General features: G+C 34.1%; 13 protein-coding genes and 2 rRNA genes (1 of these 15 running past the window's edge). 5 read left to right on the top strand and 10 right to left on the bottom strand.

What is annotated here, in order from left to right; all coding sequences use genetic code 11:
* Positions 1-3 precede the first annotated feature (3 nt).
* From HHX25_RS12755 to HHX25_RS12740, 4 genes are all read right to left on the bottom strand, one after another.
* Positions 4-1,362: an HlyD family secretion protein gene (locus HHX25_RS12755; RefSeq protein ID WP_169674055.1), complete on the bottom strand. Its 1,359-nt coding sequence runs from the start codon at positions 1,360-1,362 to the stop codon at positions 4-6.
* Positions 1,355-3,031, bottom strand: coding sequence for a peptidase domain-containing ABC transporter (locus tag HHX25_RS12750; RefSeq protein WP_169674051.1), 1,677 nt, complete (start codon positions 3,029-3,031; stop codon positions 1,355-1,357). The genes HHX25_RS12755 and HHX25_RS12750 overlap by 8 nt, the downstream gene beginning before the upstream one ends.
* Positions 3,032-3,153: 122 nt before the next feature.
* On the bottom strand, positions 3,154-3,423 hold the full coding sequence (locus HHX25_RS12745) for a hypothetical protein (protein ID WP_169674046.1): 270 nt from the start codon (positions 3,421-3,423) through the stop codon (positions 3,154-3,156).
* 50 nt (positions 3,424-3,473) lie between these two features.
* The gene (locus HHX25_RS12740; protein ID WP_169674043.1) at positions 3,474-4,148 is read right to left on the bottom strand and encodes a TetR/AcrR family transcriptional regulator; all 675 of its coding nucleotides are present in this window, start codon (positions 4,146-4,148) and stop codon (positions 3,474-3,476) included.
* Positions 4,149-4,513: 365 nt separating this feature from the next.
* On the opposite strand from HHX25_RS12740, the gene HHX25_RS12735 reads away from it, so the two are divergent.
* Genes HHX25_RS12735 through HHX25_RS12715 form a run of 5 tightly spaced genes read left to right on the top strand, consistent with a single transcriptional unit; the run spans position 4,514 to position 8,413 of the window.
* A complete protein-coding gene (locus HHX25_RS12735) occupies positions 4,514-5,932 on the top strand; it encodes an SDR family oxidoreductase (protein ID WP_169674040.1) in 1,419 nt (472 codons plus the stop codon).
* A gap of 24 nt (positions 5,933-5,956) precedes the next feature.
* Positions 5,957-6,418, top strand: a complete 462-nt coding sequence (locus HHX25_RS12730; protein WP_169674037.1) for a TspO/MBR family protein — start codon at positions 5,957-5,959, stop codon at positions 6,416-6,418.
* 12 nt (positions 6,419-6,430) lie between these two features.
* Complete coding sequence (locus HHX25_RS12725) at positions 6,431-6,607, top strand: Lacal_2735 family protein (RefSeq protein WP_169674034.1); 177 nt, start codon at positions 6,431-6,433, stop codon at positions 6,605-6,607.
* Positions 6,608-6,610: 3 nt separating this feature from the next.
* On the top strand, positions 6,611-7,108 hold the full coding sequence (locus tag HHX25_RS12720) for an SRPBCC family protein (protein ID WP_169674031.1): 498 nt from the start codon (positions 6,611-6,613) through the stop codon (positions 7,106-7,108).
* A complete protein-coding gene (locus tag HHX25_RS12715; RefSeq protein ID WP_169674028.1) occupies positions 7,109-8,413 on the top strand; it encodes a cryptochrome/photolyase family protein in 1,305 nt (434 codons plus the stop codon).
* 274 nt (positions 8,414-8,687) lie between these two features.
* Here HHX25_RS12715 and HHX25_RS12710 read toward each other — a convergent pair whose 3' ends face one another.
* The 6 genes from HHX25_RS12710 to HHX25_RS12685 form a co-directional block, all read right to left on the bottom strand.
* Entirely contained in the window at positions 8,688-10,028 is a 1,341-nt protein-coding gene (locus tag HHX25_RS12710) for a hypothetical protein (protein WP_169674024.1), read from the bottom strand.
* A gap of 6 nt (positions 10,029-10,034) precedes the next feature.
* Positions 10,035-11,765, bottom strand: coding sequence for a hypothetical protein (locus tag HHX25_RS12705; protein WP_169674021.1), 1,731 nt, complete (start codon positions 11,763-11,765; stop codon positions 10,035-10,037).
* A 5-nt stretch (positions 11,766-11,770) separates the two neighbouring features.
* Positions 11,771-12,442, bottom strand: coding sequence for a hypothetical protein (locus tag HHX25_RS12700; RefSeq protein WP_169674018.1), 672 nt, complete (start codon positions 12,440-12,442; stop codon positions 11,771-11,773).
* Positions 12,443-12,745: 303 nt separating this feature from the next.
* Positions 12,746-15,190 carry a helix-turn-helix domain-containing protein gene (locus HHX25_RS12695; protein ID WP_169674015.1) on the bottom strand — a complete coding sequence of 815 codons (2,445 nt, stop codon included), beginning with the start codon at positions 15,188-15,190 and terminating at the stop codon, positions 12,746-12,748.
* A gap of 225 nt (positions 15,191-15,415) precedes the next feature.
* Positions 15,416-15,525: ribosomal RNA gene (rrf, locus tag HHX25_RS12690) — 5S ribosomal RNA — on the bottom strand.
* 131 nt (positions 15,526-15,656) lie between these two features.
* A 23S ribosomal RNA gene (locus HHX25_RS12685) occupies positions 15,657-16,309 on the bottom strand; it runs 2,168 nt beyond the window's last position.

Raw genomic sequence — 16,309 nt, 5'->3', positions numbered from 1 at the left:
TCCTTATTTTTTTGATTTTTTTTGCTTTACCTTATTTTGATCAGGTTTATAATAATTAGGTGGGAATCCATTTAACTTTCGCCATACTTCAAACCAGATTGGTACGTTTTCTAATAAAGCAATCGTATAGGCGCCAGAACCAACACGTACATTTTGAGGCCATTCATTTTCGTTAGTATCTGGCGCAATAAGTACTCTAAATTTTCCATTATCACTAATAAATGTCTCTACAGCTACTACTCGCCCTCCAAATGTTCCAAATGATGCATTTGGCCATCCACTGAAGAAAATAGCTGGCCATCCGTCAAATTGAATTCTCACACGCTCTCCCCTATGTATTAATGGTAAATCTATAGGTTCTACAAAGGTTTCTACTGCCAAATCATAATTAGCAGGCATAATACCTACCAAAGATTCGCCTTCCTTAAACGTTTCGCCAATACCAGCTCGTAATGCTTTATTCACATAACCATCTTGTGGTGCCGTGATATAATAAAGTGCATTTCTAAGCTCATAATTAGAGGTCTGGTTTTCTAACTTCGATGTCTGGGCTTCTGCCTCAAACTGGTTTGATTGTGCTGTAAATTTTTCACTATCAGTCTTAGCTAGCTTATCTGCATATGCAGCCGTTACTCTATTAATTTCTATTCTTGCGTTGATCACATCATTTTTACTTGACATCAACTTATTCTCCTGAGAAATCAACTTTGCCTGAGCTTCTTGCTTTTTTAACCGCTTCTCTTCAACAGCTGTCATAGGCTTTAACCCCTCACTATGAAGTGTAACAACGCGTTCTAATTGCGTATTAGCAATCTTATAATTTGTTTTCGCAGCTTCCAAATCTATGCTATCACTTTTTACCTTTAAATAAGATTGTTTTAACTTATTTTCAGCTTGTTCAAGTTTTAAACTTCTTTCTCTGGATATAGCTCCTATTTGATTTTTAAGTGCTTCGATCTTGTTTTTATATGATTGTACAGAATTACTTTTTGCATCCCGTTGAAGCCTGGTACGCTCCACTAACTTTGGATCTTGATACTCAGTTTTTATCTCCGAAATACGAAGTATCGTATCTCCCTTACTAACAAAATCCCCTTCTTTTACATACCACTGCTCAATCCTTCCAGGTATGGGCGATTGTATTGTTTGAGGTCTTTGATCTGGAGTTAATGTTGTTACGTATCCATCTGCGGTAACATTCTGTGTCCAGGGTAAAAACAAGATAATAATTCCAATAATTGAAAATGCTCCTAAAAACCTATTGAACATTTTATAATGTCTTCTTTGAAAGACTTTTTTATAGGATTGATAACCCTCTAAGGTTACTTTTTTATTTATTTGATTATGAGATATATTAAGCATCCGTATTATTTTTATTAATTAATACACCTTTTTCTAACTTCATACTTCTATGACATTTTTCCTTCCATACCGGGTTACTACTAGAAATAATAAGTGCCCAGCTCTGTTTTGGAGAAAGCAAATAATCGATTATTCGATTAGCTTCTTTTTCTTCAAAGTGTTCTAAAGGGTCTTTGAGTATTAACAATTTAGGATTTTGAATAATAGCTCTTGCCAATACAATACGCTTGGAAATCGTATACGGAATTTGTTGCCCTTCCGGATGTATCATGGTCATTAACCCTTTGGGTTGTTTCTTAATAAAATCCAACAAGCCTACACTTTTTAGCACTTCATGCAATCGTTCCTGCACTATATTGTTAGTGCCTAATGTTATATTTTCGAGTATGGTTCCTTCAAAAGGTGTTTGATCTGGCAGCACTTGTCCCACATTAGCTCTATATCGATTAGGCCATACTGCTTCTAATGACACATCATTTATATACAAATCGCCACTTGTTGGTTCCACCAGACCTGAAATTACCTTAAGCAAGGTTGTTTTACCAGCTCCCGAAGCCCCTTCTAAGTGAATTCTATCTCCTGATGAGAGTGTAAAATTAATACCTTTAAGTATCTCTTGTCCTTCAGGAGAATTATACTTTAGGTCATCCAATTCCAAAGTCATACTACTTTTATTTTCAAAAGGATCTATCCCCCCCTGCGGTTCTAGCTTTTTATCTACTATCTGACCTATCTTTTCTAATGAAGTTAGCACATCGTAAAAAGATTCCAATCCTGTGATTACCTTTTCGACAGAACTGATTAAAAGCAGAATAATAATCTCGGCCGCAACAAACTGACCAATATTCATCTGTTGATTTAGCACCAGTAATCCGCCTATAAGCAATAAACCTGAAGTTACCAGCACTTTAAATCCAATCATTTGAATAAATTGCTTGAGCAATATTCTGAAATGGCTTTCTCTTGCCGAAAGATATTTGGCCGTTAAATCGTCATTTCTATCCATAGCCAATTGACTATTTCCAGATAGTTTAAAACTAATTAAAGACCGTGCCACCTCTTGTATCCAATGCGCTACTTTATATTTGTTCTTCGACTCCATAAGGCTCGTTTCAAGTCCTTTTCGAGCTGTAGATTTAAAAAGGACGTAAACCAAAGCTATAAGCAATATGCCATATATGATAAAGAAAGGATGATAAAATGACAGTAGTAACAACCCAAATATTATTTGTAATAAGGCTGCAGGAAAATCAATTAAAATCTTTGATAATCCTTTTTGAACCGTCAGGGTATCAAAAAATCTATTTGCTAACTCGGGCGGATAAAAATTTCGTAGCTCGTTCATCTTTATTTTTGGGAATCTGTACGCGAACTCAAAAGAAGATCTTGTAAAAATCTTTTGTTGAATATTTTCAAGAATCCTAATTTGCATTAATTGTAGGACACCTTGAAAAGCTACACCTATCGTTACCAAAATCACTAATATAATCCATGAGGTAGATACTTGGGCTCCTTGAATAAAATTGATTATCGCTTGTATGCCCAACGGCAAGGATAAAGCGACTATACCCGCAAAAATGGCATAATAAAAGATTTGTCTAATATCTTTTCTATCCAGCTGCAATAAGCCTATAAATCGTCTCCAAGGTGTTAATTGTTTTTGTTCCATAGAAATAAGTTATATTAAATAGCAATGACCTTTAATACTGTTTTTTAATTGGTTATAATGTTTACTGTAATTGAGGTACCGCATAGAAATTAGACTAATGCGGCATATGTATGAGAAGAAAATCAGACCTGTTCAGGGGGCGGAATTAGAACATCAAAATTTATTACCAGACTATGTTTTTCAACATAAAAGGTAAAATCTTCATCTACTTTTAAAGATAATGTATGATACACTACTTGTGTATGGATTTTTTTAGAGTCTTCATTTAGCTCCTCAATTTTATCTTTTTTTTCTGAATCTTCTGAAGTTTCTTTTTTCAGGGAAACAATCTCTTTATTTGATTCAATTAAATAATTTTGAACGTTATATTGTGTTACAAAATATAACGACATAACTATGGCTATTAGAATATAAAAGGGTTTATATGTTTGAAACCTAAAACTCATGAAATATTCAATGCTTTAAACACTAAATTTGTGTAAAACCTGACTATATTATTCTTTCCCTTTTCAAAATCTGTTAACGATGGCAGGTGCTGTGAAAAATAGCGTTGTTGATGCGCACCTTCTATCACTGTGGAAATCAGCATATGCGGAAACTCAAAATCAGGGTTATATTCAAGAACCAATTCGCTCACACGTCCTACGACACGTTTGTAGCACTTAAAGAATCCTTTTTCATTTTCGGTATCGACCGATTTAGTGTGATACGCCTTAGACGACTCATCGACTATTATTTTGTGTAACAACACTTCATTTATACTCGAAAAATCATTATCGTTTATCACCTCCTGCACAAGTAAATCTACGGCAATTTCCAACTTTTCTTTAGGCGATTTTATATTTTGAATTTTATATGCCAGCCTATATTCCAACCAACTCCAATACCAATTTATAAGATAAACCAGAAGCATATGCTTGCTTTCAAAATAACGGTAGATGGAACTTTCGTTAGATGTAATCTCAACACCCAATTTTTTGAAAGTAAAATCTTCAAACCCTATCTCATGAATCATTTCTATGCTTTTAGTAATGATACGCTTACCAAGATCTGAAGATTCTGGATTCTTTTTATAAAGCTCAGGATTAATGTTTATATGTACGGGTATTGTATTCATATGATTAACTATGACAAATATAATAGTATTACTATCAAAAAACAATAGTAATACTATTATTTAAGTTTATTATAATATAATTTTTACTTATTTACATAACATGACATCAAGATTTACAATGTTTTATTTAAATATTATTGCATTAATTTCTAATCCAAAACATTTCTCTTTTTTGCTCCCAATTAAGAATTAGCAACCTGTTCGATGATCTTTCCTTAAAATGAAATGCGCCTTTTTTCAATACAGAAAATTTTACGTTAATCATCTATTCAAAATGCTTATTCGTCTATTTTGTTTAACATTTAAACAAATATATTAAACAAAATAATATTTATTATTATATTTGTAATATAAATAGTCATGACATGAAAATATTAGTAACAGGCACAACAGGCTACATAGGCAAACGACTCATTCCTATATTGTTAGAACTAGGCCATGAATTAATATGCTGTGTACGAGACACAAATCGAGTGCCACAAACACTCAAAAATCACACGAACGTTTCTGTAATCGAAGTCGATTTCCTTAAAGAAGAAAGCTTAAAGAACATTCCAAAAGATATCGATTTGAGCTATTATTTAATACACTCGATGTCTACCAGTGTTGAAAAATTTGAATCCTTAGAAAAGCAATGTGCTTTAAATTTTAGAAAATGTCTGGAACACACCAGAGCAAAGCAGGTCATCTATTTAAGTGGTATTGTTAACGGCAACCAGTTATCTAAGCACTTGCAATCCAGATATAATGTAGAGCAATTATTGCAATCATCAAAATATGCTCTTACGACTTTTAGAGCAGGAATTATAGTTGGCAGTGGTAGTGCCTCTTTTGAAATTATACGGGATTTAGTTGAAAAACTACCTATAATGATCACTCCCAAATGGGTAAACACTAAATGTCAGCCTATCGCAATACGAGATGTACTTTCTTTTTTATCAAAGGCCATCTATCGTCCCGAAGTTATGAATAAATCTTATGATATTGTTGGACCGAATATCTTATCTTACAAACAAATGATGCTGCAATTTGCACGTGTTAGAAAATTAAAAAGGCACATTTTAACAGTTCCGGTAATGACACCAAAACTGTCATCCTATTGGCTATTCTTTATAACAGCAACTTCGTATAAATTGGCTACATCTTTAGTAGATAGCATGAAAGTTGAAGTTATTGGCAGACCTAGCGATATTAATCGATTACTAAATATAAAACCTATAGATTATAAACAGGCTGTAAAAAAAGCCTTCATGAAAATAGAACAAAACTGTATTATGTCCAGCTGGAAAGACTCTTTAGTAAGCGGACGCTTTAGCAACAGACTCTCTCAATATATTGAAGTTCCTCAATTTGGTTGTTTTAAGGATATCAAAAAAAGAACCGTTAAAAATGAAACACAAACTATGAAGCGTATTTGGGCCATTGGTGGGCACAATGGCTGGTATTATGGCACCATACTTTGGAAGATAAGAGGCTTGTTAGATAAAGCTGTAGGCGGCATTGGTTTAAGACGTGGCCGAAGGCATCCTAGTGAATTGCAGACTGGAGATGCCCTTGATTTTTGGCGTGTGCTTTATGCCAACAATGATGAAAAGCGCCTTTTGCTATTTGCCGAAATGCGCCTACCCGGAGAAGCATGGTTAGAATTTAAAATTATTAATAATACGCTTATGCAAAAAGCTACTTTTAGACCAAAAGGACTTTGGGGACGCTTATACTGGTATGCAGTTTTACCCTTTCACGGTCTTATTTTTAATGGCATGATTAATAAAATTGCAGCCTAATTGTAAGTATTAAAACCTTTAAAAATGAAAAAAACAGTTTTATTCTTCATATTCCTTCTTATTAATTTCGGAGCATTGGGTATTGGCAGTTTGCTCATGCAAAACGGACCAATTACAGCATGGTATATGGATCTGAACAAAGCACCATGGTCACCACCAGGATGGGTATTTGGAGCCGCATGGACTACTATTATGATCTGTTTTTCTTTTTATATGTCATTATTATATGATAAATTAAAATCCAACAAAATAATATTACTGTTTGCTATACAATTTTTATTAAATATTAGTTGGAATTATGTGTTTTTCAATCAGCATTTAATCACTTTAGGGTTCATAAATTTAATATTATTAACCTTACTAGTCTCCTACTTTTTAATAGCATTTTATAAGGTTATCAAATTTAAAAGTTTATTTATCGTACCTTATGTTGTTTGGCTTTATATCGCAACATCCTTAAACCTTTACATTCTTATTTACAATTAAAAAAGAAACCATATGTTTAATTTCTTCAAAAAAAAGTCGTCGCTCGAAAAACTTCATGCTTCACATAGAAAGCTACTAAGCGAAGCTTATAAATTATCTACTGTTAATAGAAAATTGAGTGATGAAAAATATGTCGAAGCTGACAAGGTATATAAACACATTGAGAAATTAGCCTCTAAACCAAACTAGCTTATGAAACTCTATCAATTGCATTCCAAACAAGCATTTCCTATTTCAAGGCAAAAAGCCTGGAAATTCCTATCTAATCCAGCGAACCTTAAAGTCATTACACCAGATCACATGGGGTTTCATATTCTATCTGGAGCAGATCGACCTATGTTTCCAGGACAAATTATACAATATAAAGTATCGCCTTTTTCTGGATACACTACGAAATGGGTTACGGAAATCACCCATGTTAAAGAAGGGGAATATTTTGTTGACGAGCAGCGTTTCGGTCCCTATGCCTTATGGCATCACAAACATTTTATAAAAGACATTAACGGTGGTGTAGAGATGGAAGATATTATTGACTATAAGATTCCTTTTGGTCTTTTAGGACAATGGGTACATCCCATCATCGTAAAAAAACAGCTCAAACAAATTTTTAGTTACAGAGAAAAAAAACTAACGGAGCTTTTTGGAAAACTAAAGACCACTCCTAATCAACTAACCTTAAAATCTTTTTAAATGACAAAGCAAAGGGTGACTGTTTTTTGGTTTAGAAGAGACTTAAGAGCTCATGATAATGCTGGTTTATACAAAGCATTAATATCTGGTCCTCCTGTGTTACCTATTTTTATTTTTGATTCAGATATTCTTGATAAACTAGACCATGATGATGCACGAGTAACATTTATTCATGAGCAATTAGAAAAAATCAATACCAAACTAAAAGCATTTGGAAGCTCCTTAGCTATTTATTTTGGAAAGCCAGAAACCATTTTTAAGCGGTTGATTTCAGAAAACCACATAACATCGGTTTATACAAACCGGGATTACGAACCCTATGCCCTACAACGTGATCAACAAATCGAAACACTTTTAACTTCTAAAAACATTACTTTTAAGAGCTTTAAAGATCAGGTTATTTTTGAACGAAACGATATCGTTAAGCAAGATGGTTCTCCGTATAAAGTATATACACCATATTCAAAAAAATGGCTGGAAGTCTTAAAAAAAGAAGGCATTCAAAGGTTTCCTTCTGAAAAACATTTGGAAAACTTTGTAAAAAGTAAGAATCTGCCTTTTTTATCGCTTCAAGATATAGGATTTAAAGCTGCTTCAATAAAGACAGAAGGCTATAAGCTCAGCTCAACTTTTATAAACACCTATGAAAGCAAGCGCGACTTTCCTGCTCAGAACGGGAGCTCAAAGCTTGGAATTCAGTTACGTTTTGGTATTGTGAGCATTCGTGAAATTGTTTTATTAGCCTACAAACAATCCAATAATACTTTTTTAAAAGAACTGATTTGGCGTGAGTTTTTTATGCAGATCTTATGGCATTATCCGCATACGGCAACAAAAGCTTTTAAACTGAAATACGATAGAATTATTTGGCGTAATGACGAGCAGGAATTTTATCTATGGTGCAAAGGAGAAACAGGTTATCCGCTTGTTGATGCTGGTATGCGCGAATTAAATGCCACGGGCAACATGCATAATCGTGTGCGCATGGTGGTTGCCAGTTTTTTGTGCAAACATTTATTAATAGATTGGCGTTGGGGAGAAGCCTACTTCGCAAAAAAACTATTGGATTACGATATGTCTAGTAATATTGGTAATTGGCAATGGGTAGCTGGTTGTGGTACAGACGCTGCTCCTTATTTTAGAATCTTTAACCCAACTTCACAAGCTCAAAAATTTGACAAAGACCTGATTTATATCCAAAAATGGGTACCCGAATTTCAAGAGCTTAGTTACCCGCCTCCTTTAGTAAACCATAAATTGGCACGAGAACGCTGTTTAAAAGTTTATGGGGATGCTTTGAAATAAAACAAGCCAAATATTATACTCGAAGTATAAAGAAGAACCTTATATAATTAATTATACTTCGAAATGAGAAAACATTAATATGAAGTGAACAACCTGTAAAACCTTCTTAAATTGAACTATTAACCTTTGGGATACCCAAAACTTATATAATACTAACCTACTGGCTTTAATAGATCATAAATTGACATTTAAACTTTGCAGACCAAATCCAAATCCATTCCACAAACATTTTAAACCTCGTCCTTCTAATCTTTTTAGCAAAAAGAGAAGATCGTCAAGGTTTTAAAAATTGACTAAGAAAATTACGATTGTTCTCCTTTAATCTCACCTGTATCAATAGCTCATCACTTAATGTCAGTTTAGCAGAGACATCTTTTAATAATTGAAAGTAGTCCTTTTTATTTGGCATTAAAGAAAACTCGAGCGGGGTATCTAAATACTTACTTATATCTATATAAGTATTTAATTTGTATTTTTTTTCTTTTATAAAACTACTTTCAAACTGTTTTTGAGTAAAAATATTTAGGTTGTTTTCATGTCTTCTCACATACATTTTATATAAAGGCATCCCTGCAAAAAGGGTGTCATTGTCAATGATTTGAATCGCTTTGCCTCTATAAAAATACTCATACAGTTTCGCATCACTTCCTAATGAAATAACGGCATGGGGTATATTGAGTTCTTGAACCGATTTTTTTTCTATTTTATTAAAATCGTCGTCATACTCGTAAGTAACAATTGTATCAATTTCTTTATGAACTGCTTTTAGATTAATTACCGCACTTCCGTTCCAATGATCTATGATAGAGTCAATCGATAGCTTTGCAAATTCACGAAACTTTGTCTTGTTTTTATCAGATATAAGAGATTTAAATACCTGATGATCTTTATTAATTCTAGTTGAAAGAAACCCTATCGAGTGTTTGGGGTTTTCAGCATAGGCATCGGCTATAAATAGATTAGAATGTAGCTTTCCTTTAATTTCAAAGCATCCATTTTTAAAATTTGCATCTAAAAAATCAGCATTCAAATTAGTATAGGCCATATCGCTTTTTGAATTTGAAATGGATTTGAGCAAATCTGTGTCTTTTTTATAGAAACTCGTTTCATTGAAAATAGATTGAATCACTGTTCTTACAGGTATTTGCTTCTGTTTTTTATATACAATTAACAGGTTCTCACCAGATACTGCTAGGATCATTTTATCCTTACGATACAATTCCAACGTCTCATCTATTGATTCTTCAAATCCCTCTTGTAATAAATAACTTCTAAGTTTAGCATTATTTTTAAGTTCTATAATATTACTAAACCAAGCTCCTTTAAAACTAGAGGTATTGGTAAAAAACAACAGGTTTCTTGGAACAGAAATAGCTTCGTTAAACGATAGACGTTCTTTCTTTTTTTCAGTTTTAAAACTGATGTATTTAAACGGGTTCTTGATAGCATCAACCAACAAATGATGTTCTATTTGACGAAGATCGATATGCACGATTTCGGTAGCCGTAATGGGTATCTTATTTTCGACTATTAAAGAGCGCTTATATCTAAAAAGATACAGTACCAAAACCACAATAATAATAGCTACGAAAAGATAGGCGAGCTTTTTTTTCATCTATCTTTACTTAGCCAGGACCTCAATAAAATTTAAAAATGCTTTTAACGAATTTCCTTGAGAACTGGACGTATTGATTTTTATTTCTGAATGCACTTTATTGCCTTTCACCTTAGATCCTTTAAAATAAGCATCTTTAAAATTATCTTTCGTGTAATTAAAATATCTACGTGCTTTACTATTTAATTCTGAAAAGGGCATTCTAGACATCAGTTCCTGGCCATTTATATAAAAGATGGTGTTATTATTTTTTATTAGTTTTTTATGCTTTCCCAAATCCTTAACAAAACGGTTATTTACAATATTTGAAATTCTTTCCTCTGAAGTAGTGAAAAACAAAATATCATTTTTTACTACAGCATATAAATCAACAGGCGTTTTCATATCAGGCAAATTCATTTTATAATACCCTCCTGTATTTTCAAAAAGGCCATGCTTAACACCTAAACGAACCACTTTATTTAACAATTTCTCTTTTTTAGAACCAATCATAATCGTAAAATCTGGCACGACTTCATTTTTTGTCTTTGTTAGCTCTTTTCTTTTATAATCCTCGTCAAATTCGTACGATGTATATGTTACTTCTTTCTCTCCAAAATCGTTCAACACAAATAACACATCACCAGTCATTAATTCGCCAATGGCTTCTTCATCTATTAAAAGAGAAAAAAAGGCACCGGTCAGATCCATTTCTTCTTTATATTTTGGAGTAATCCCACCATATATGCGCGTCATTAAAGCTGGATACTCTTCCAAAAGTGCCTGTATATCCATAGAAAAACTCATATAAGCCAAAGCCTCATTCTGATTAAAATAATCATAAAAACTATGATTCATTTTAGAGTTATAGATATTTTTAATTATCTTTTGCCAATCGGAATTCACTTCCATTTCGGTGGTCAGCTTAATAGCGTCTTCGTCTATATATAAATTAGCAACAACACTTTTAAAACCATACAAATCAGATGTAGGTTCAAATCCTTTAAAAAATGGCATCCCCCCTTTTCTTCCCATACCACTCATACCAGCCGACATGGCGCCATTAAGCAAATGACCATAGTTTCGAACCCAAACAGATGCTACAGCGTTTTCATCCTTGTTTGCTCTATAGTTTTTATTGTTTAAAATAGAAGCTTCTCCATTTCCTCTAAAAATATCTAGAGCATATGTTTTTGCCCACTGGGAAGTCATTCTTTTCTTTACTTTATAATATGAAAGCTCCTGGTTTTCTGGTTTGGCCATCAAGCGTTCTTCATTTTCTTTAAAATAACTACGCTGTTTTTCATATCCAGTAAATAAAAGTAAATGATCATTCCACACTGCTATAGCACCATTACTTGCCTTTATATGCATGCCTCCTTCTGAAATAATGCTTTCTCTTTTCTTCTTAGGTAGTAAGTTTTCAAACTTATTTCTATCGGTTAATTTAACCATGAAATTATGATAACTTATACTATCTGTTCGCTTGTGAAAGTAAAATGCTTTCGAGTCTATATCGAACCCAAGATCTTTAACACTTGATACAGTAAATGTAGAATCATTCTTTCTATTTAACTCATTAAACATTTTTTTAGCAAAATTATAGTCGTCAAACTCTGCAATGGAGACCAACTCTATAAGACGATCACCGTTTATAGAAATGATAGCCTCAGTACTATTTGGTATTTTACTTTCAATATTTTGTGCTATGTTTGTGTATGACACAAAAACAGCTATAAAAAGTAGGATTTTTTTCATGGTATTTACTTCTGAAGTTTTATTTGGTTTTTAATTGAATTTTTGTTTTTAATAAGGTCTTGCGCATGTACTCGTAACATGATGGCCTTTTTACTTCCTGATATTTTAGCAGTCGGGTTTTTTGATGAAGCAATTGGAGTTTCAAAACGATAAATAGTAGTCATTGTTGCCGTTTCGAAAACTTTACGGTCTTCTAGATTCGTTTTTTTAAATGCTCGTGAAAGGTCATAATGGTAGTTTCTGCTAAACGTATTTTGAGATTTATTGAAGCTAAAATGTTGTTGTTGTTTTATAATCGCGGCATCTTTTTTTGAACTAAAACTAGAAATCACCATATTTAAGACTTCAACATTCGTAAAATCGCAGGAAACTGTAAAAATATATTCATTAAAATTGGACGTATTTTGAACGTTCGAAATACCTTCAATTTGCTTTACTTTCCGAATTATTTGAGCAATTTTATTTTTAATTTCTGTTTTGGAAGGCACCTTGTAGTTGTTAACACTATCAAGCAACATTATAGAATTTAGCTTAGTTTTACTCTGGCTTAAATTCATGGTTAGTGTAACATGTCCCGAACCATCTTTATTAAAACTAACTTCTTCTATAATTTCGAAACAACTCGTGCAAATAACGAATAGTCCTAAAAAAAATACTTTGACTAACTTTTTGTGCATTGCAATTTTTAAGCAGTAAATTTAATAGAATTATTATAACTAGTACTGTTTTAAAGTATAATTTTTCTGATAAAATTTGAGTAGATACCCTCTTATAGCATAGCTTAAGCTTGCTATCGTTTTCTTAGCCGTAACCATACCTCCTACCTCAAAATAGATATGTATATCGCAATGGATGTTCCTTCTTCGTTTCTATTATCATCTAATCAAAACTATATCTCAATTACTTTTCATCAAAGGAAAGTTAATCCAAATTGAGTTCAGGACTAAGGTCACACAGAACATTATAACATTGCTTAAAAACTATTTAGACAAATCATCAAGCACCAAACGTAATTCTCCATAGCTGTATTTAGCATCTATCTGGTGTTTGAGGTCTGAGAGGTTTTCAAATTTTGTTTTTGGAATGATAGTTTTTAGTTCTTTATAGTGTACTTCAGAAATTAAATCAGTTATTTTTACGTCGCCAGAAGGTATAAAACTAGCTAAATGCCCCATAATAGTATTGACATTTAAATCACGCTCCAATGCAATCGCATCTGGAGATTTCCCAGCTTTAAACAAGTCCAGGGAAACCTTTTTGGTATCGCCTTTTTTACGCTTTGGCTTGGGCTTTTCATAAAAGTCAATCTCACTAGTACTAGAAGTCTCTATATTATGTTCATCACAGTAAGCTCTAATCACCTCTAAAATAGCTATTCCGTATTTTTCTACCCGCACCTTGCCCATCCCATTTACCTGCAATAACTCTTGCTTATTGGTCGGTAGGGTTTCGCACATATCGTACAATGCCTTTTGTGTAAACACTTGATAGTGTATTAAATCTTCTTGCTGTGCTATATTATTTCTCAACTCTCTCAATAACTCAAATAGCTCCATATTTGTAGTGCCATCTATCACTGTTTTTCTAGGCTTTTTTGGTTTCTCCTTGGCCAGAAAAACAGATTTAGCGCGTAGTTCTAAAAAGGTGGTAACATTAAAACCCGCCGTCATGCCTCCAAAATAAAGCAGTTTAGTCGCTAATAATACTTCTAATGTATCAAACTGTTTAAGGAGGTCTTTTTCAATTGCTTTGTTATCTGTTGTAAAACCAAAGGCTTTAACTGAAGGACTTATATGTTGCTTTGTCTGGGCACCAAAATAGTCAATTGCTTTTATAAAACGTTCCTGAAGTGCTTCACTCGATTCTGGCGTTTTAGAAACTTCTACTAAGGTAATTAATTGTGCTTTAAATGCATTGGCGACTTTCAACAGCTCTGTAACACAGGTTTTCATTGTATTTAAAGGTTCTTCTACTTGTCCTTCTATAATAGTTTTGTTTTTATAATAAATATCCAGCAAACGCCCTATGGGATGGAGGAATTTATAGAAATTGAATAACTCCTCTATTAAATTCAACTGAAATTCTGACTTTGAAACTTGCAAAACGTGTTGATCGGGCTGATTCTCTTCGGTCATTTTATTAAAAGACAACACATTACTATCGCTAATGATATGACTGGAACTTATTTTACTATTCAACACCAAACCTTCTAAAGATTTACATCTGCTCAATGCTACATAGGTTTGCCCGTGAGCAAAAGCCCCTTGCGCATCGATAATCGCTTTTTCAAAGGTTAGTCCCTGACTTTTATGTATGGTAATAGACCATGCGAGCCGTAATGGCATCTGTGTGTAGGATCCAATTTTATTTTCGGTGATAGCTTTGGTTTCTGTATCTACTGTATAATTGATATTTTCCCAGATTTCGGGTGTGGTAACTATATTAAAATCATCCTCCTGACAATGCACAATAGCTTCATCCTTATCCAGATGAATCACTTTCCCTATTTTTCCATTGAAATAACGTTTTTCGGGTGAGCTGTCATTTTTAATAAACATGACCTGAGCCCCAACTTTTAAAATCAGTTCTTCTTTATTTGGATAGGCATATTCTGGAAACTTACCTTCTATACTGGCTCTATAAGTATAGGTTTTTGTATTTAGCTTTTCCAGTTCTCTATAATTAGTTTGTTCTGCTTTCTTATTATGTGTTGTTAAAGAGATATAGCCTTCTTTTTCATCTGGCACAAAATTGGGTTGATAGCGTTTGTTTAATTCGTCTGCCGAGCTTTTGGTTAGTGTATTCGTTCGAATTTCATTCAGAATACTTATAAACTTCGGGTTATCCTGTCTGTAAATATGACTTAATTCAATGGTAATGGCCTGGCATTGCATATACGCTTGGCTACTAAAAAAGAAACCATTTTTATAATGAGCTTTAAGTAATTCCCATTCGTCTTCCTTTATAATAGGGGATAACTGCTGTAAGTCGCCAATCATTAATAATTGAACACCTCCAAAGACCTTATCTCTGTTTTTAAAACGCCTTAAGACTTTATCTATACCATCTAATAAATCGGCACGCACCATACTAATCTCATCGATGACCAATAAATCCAAAGACTTAATAATATTTATTTTGGTTTTGCTAAACTTTCGATTAAACCCAGAAGCCGAATTATTCAAATCTGTATCTGGTAAGAGTGGACCAAATGGCATTTGAAAAAATGAATGTATAGTAACCCCTTTTGCATTGATCGCGGCAACACCTGTAGGTGCTACGACAACCATACGTTTCAAAGATTTCATTTTTAGCTTGTGCAAAAAAGTGGTCTTTCCAGTACCAGCTTTCCCTGTTAAAAATACATTTCTATCGGTATTATTAACAAAGTCCCAAGCTAAATCTAGTTCCTTATTTTCTGTCATTCTGTTTATTATAAAAACGTATTAAAGATAAGAAACCCATTACATGTATTATAATAAAGTAGTTAAATAATTCGGGGATGCCTGAAGAAAATAATTCTTGTCTTTGATTCTGAATAACAAACGAATCCTTATACAAAGTTTAGCCTTTATTTAGTTGTGTATCGTTTATATGTTGATTATTTAAAAAAACAAAAAGCCCTTCATGTTTCCATGAAGGGCTTCCAAAAAAGGCAACGACCTACTCTCCCACTACAATGCAGTACCATCGGCGCTAATGGGCTTAACTTCTCTGTTCGGAATGGTAAGAGGTGAGCCCCATCGCTATAACCACCTTAAATCTTTGTCCCGCAACCCGTGCGGGGCCTCTTTCCGTATCGGAAAGACATATATCGTGACATATTGAAAAAACATCCGTGGATGAAGCACATGAAGCATAACAATGGTTGAACCTATAAAAAAACAGGCGTACAATAAGCCTATGGGTTATTAGTACTACTCGGCTGTGACATTGCTGCCTTTACACCTGTAGCCTATCGACGTGGTAATCTCCCACGACCCTTTAAAGAAATCTCATCTTGTGGTGGGTTTCGCGCTTATATGCTTTCAGCGCTTATCCCTTCCAAACGTAGCTACCCAGCAGTGCTCCTGGCGGAACAACTGGTACACCAGAGGTTTGTCCAACTCGGTCCTCTCGTACTAGAGTCAGATCCACTCAAATTTCTAACGCCCACTGTAGATAGAGACCGAACTGTCTCACGACGTTCTGAACCCAGCTCGCGTGCCACTTTAATGGGCGAACAGCCCAACCCTTGGGACCTTCTCCAGCCCCAGGATGTGACGAGCCGACATCGAGGTGCCAAACCCCCCCGTCGATGTGAGCTCTTGGGGGAGATCAGCCTGTTATCCCCGGCGTACCTTTTATCCTTTGAGCGATGGCCCTTCCATGCGGAACCACCGGATCACTATGCTCTTGTTTCCAACCTGATCGACTTGTAGGTCTCTCAGTCAAGCACCCTTATGCCATTGCACTCTGCGCACGGTTACCAAGCGTGCTGAGGGTACCTTTAGAAGCCTCCGTTACTCTTTTGGAGGCGACCACCCCAGTCAAACTACCCACCA

Origin of the sequence: Flavivirga algicola, from assembly GCF_012910715.1 — a bacterium.
Taxonomy (GTDB): domain Bacteria; phylum Bacteroidota; class Bacteroidia; order Flavobacteriales; family Flavobacteriaceae; genus Flavivirga; species Flavivirga algicola.
This window is presented reverse-complemented; position numbering and strand designations above follow the sequence as displayed.

Coding starts and splice junctions, on each gene's coding strand:
- HHX25_RS12755 (WP_169674055.1), bottom strand. CDS start 1,362: ATGCTTAATATATCTCATAATCAAATAAATAAAAAAGTAACCTTAGAG.
- HHX25_RS12750 (WP_169674051.1), bottom strand. CDS start 3,031: ATGGAACAAAAACAATTAACACCTTGGAGACGATTTATAGGCTTATTG.
- HHX25_RS12745 (WP_169674046.1), bottom strand. CDS start 3,423: ATGTCGTTATATTTTGTAACACAATATAACGTTCAAAATTATTTAATT.
- HHX25_RS12740 (WP_169674043.1), bottom strand. CDS start 4,148: ATGAATACAATACCCGTACATATAAACATTAATCCTGAGCTTTATAAA.
- HHX25_RS12735 (WP_169674040.1), top strand. CDS start 4,514: ATGAAAATATTAGTAACAGGCACAACAGGCTACATAGGCAAACGACTC.
- HHX25_RS12730 (WP_169674037.1), top strand. CDS start 5,957: ATGAAAAAAACAGTTTTATTCTTCATATTCCTTCTTATTAATTTCGGA.
- HHX25_RS12725 (WP_169674034.1), top strand. CDS start 6,431: ATGTTTAATTTCTTCAAAAAAAAGTCGTCGCTCGAAAAACTTCATGCT.
- HHX25_RS12720 (WP_169674031.1), top strand. CDS start 6,611: ATGAAACTCTATCAATTGCATTCCAAACAAGCATTTCCTATTTCAAGG.
- HHX25_RS12715 (WP_169674028.1), top strand. CDS start 7,109: ATGACAAAGCAAAGGGTGACTGTTTTTTGGTTTAGAAGAGACTTAAGA.
- HHX25_RS12710 (WP_169674024.1), bottom strand. CDS start 10,028: ATGAAAAAAAAGCTCGCCTATCTTTTCGTAGCTATTATTATTGTGGTT.
- HHX25_RS12705 (WP_169674021.1), bottom strand. CDS start 11,765: ATGAAAAAAATCCTACTTTTTATAGCTGTTTTTGTGTCATACACAAAC.
- HHX25_RS12700 (WP_169674018.1), bottom strand. CDS start 12,442: ATGCACAAAAAGTTAGTCAAAGTATTTTTTTTAGGACTATTCGTTATT.
- HHX25_RS12695 (WP_169674015.1), bottom strand. CDS start 15,190: ATGACAGAAAATAAGGAACTAGATTTAGCTTGGGACTTTGTTAATAAT.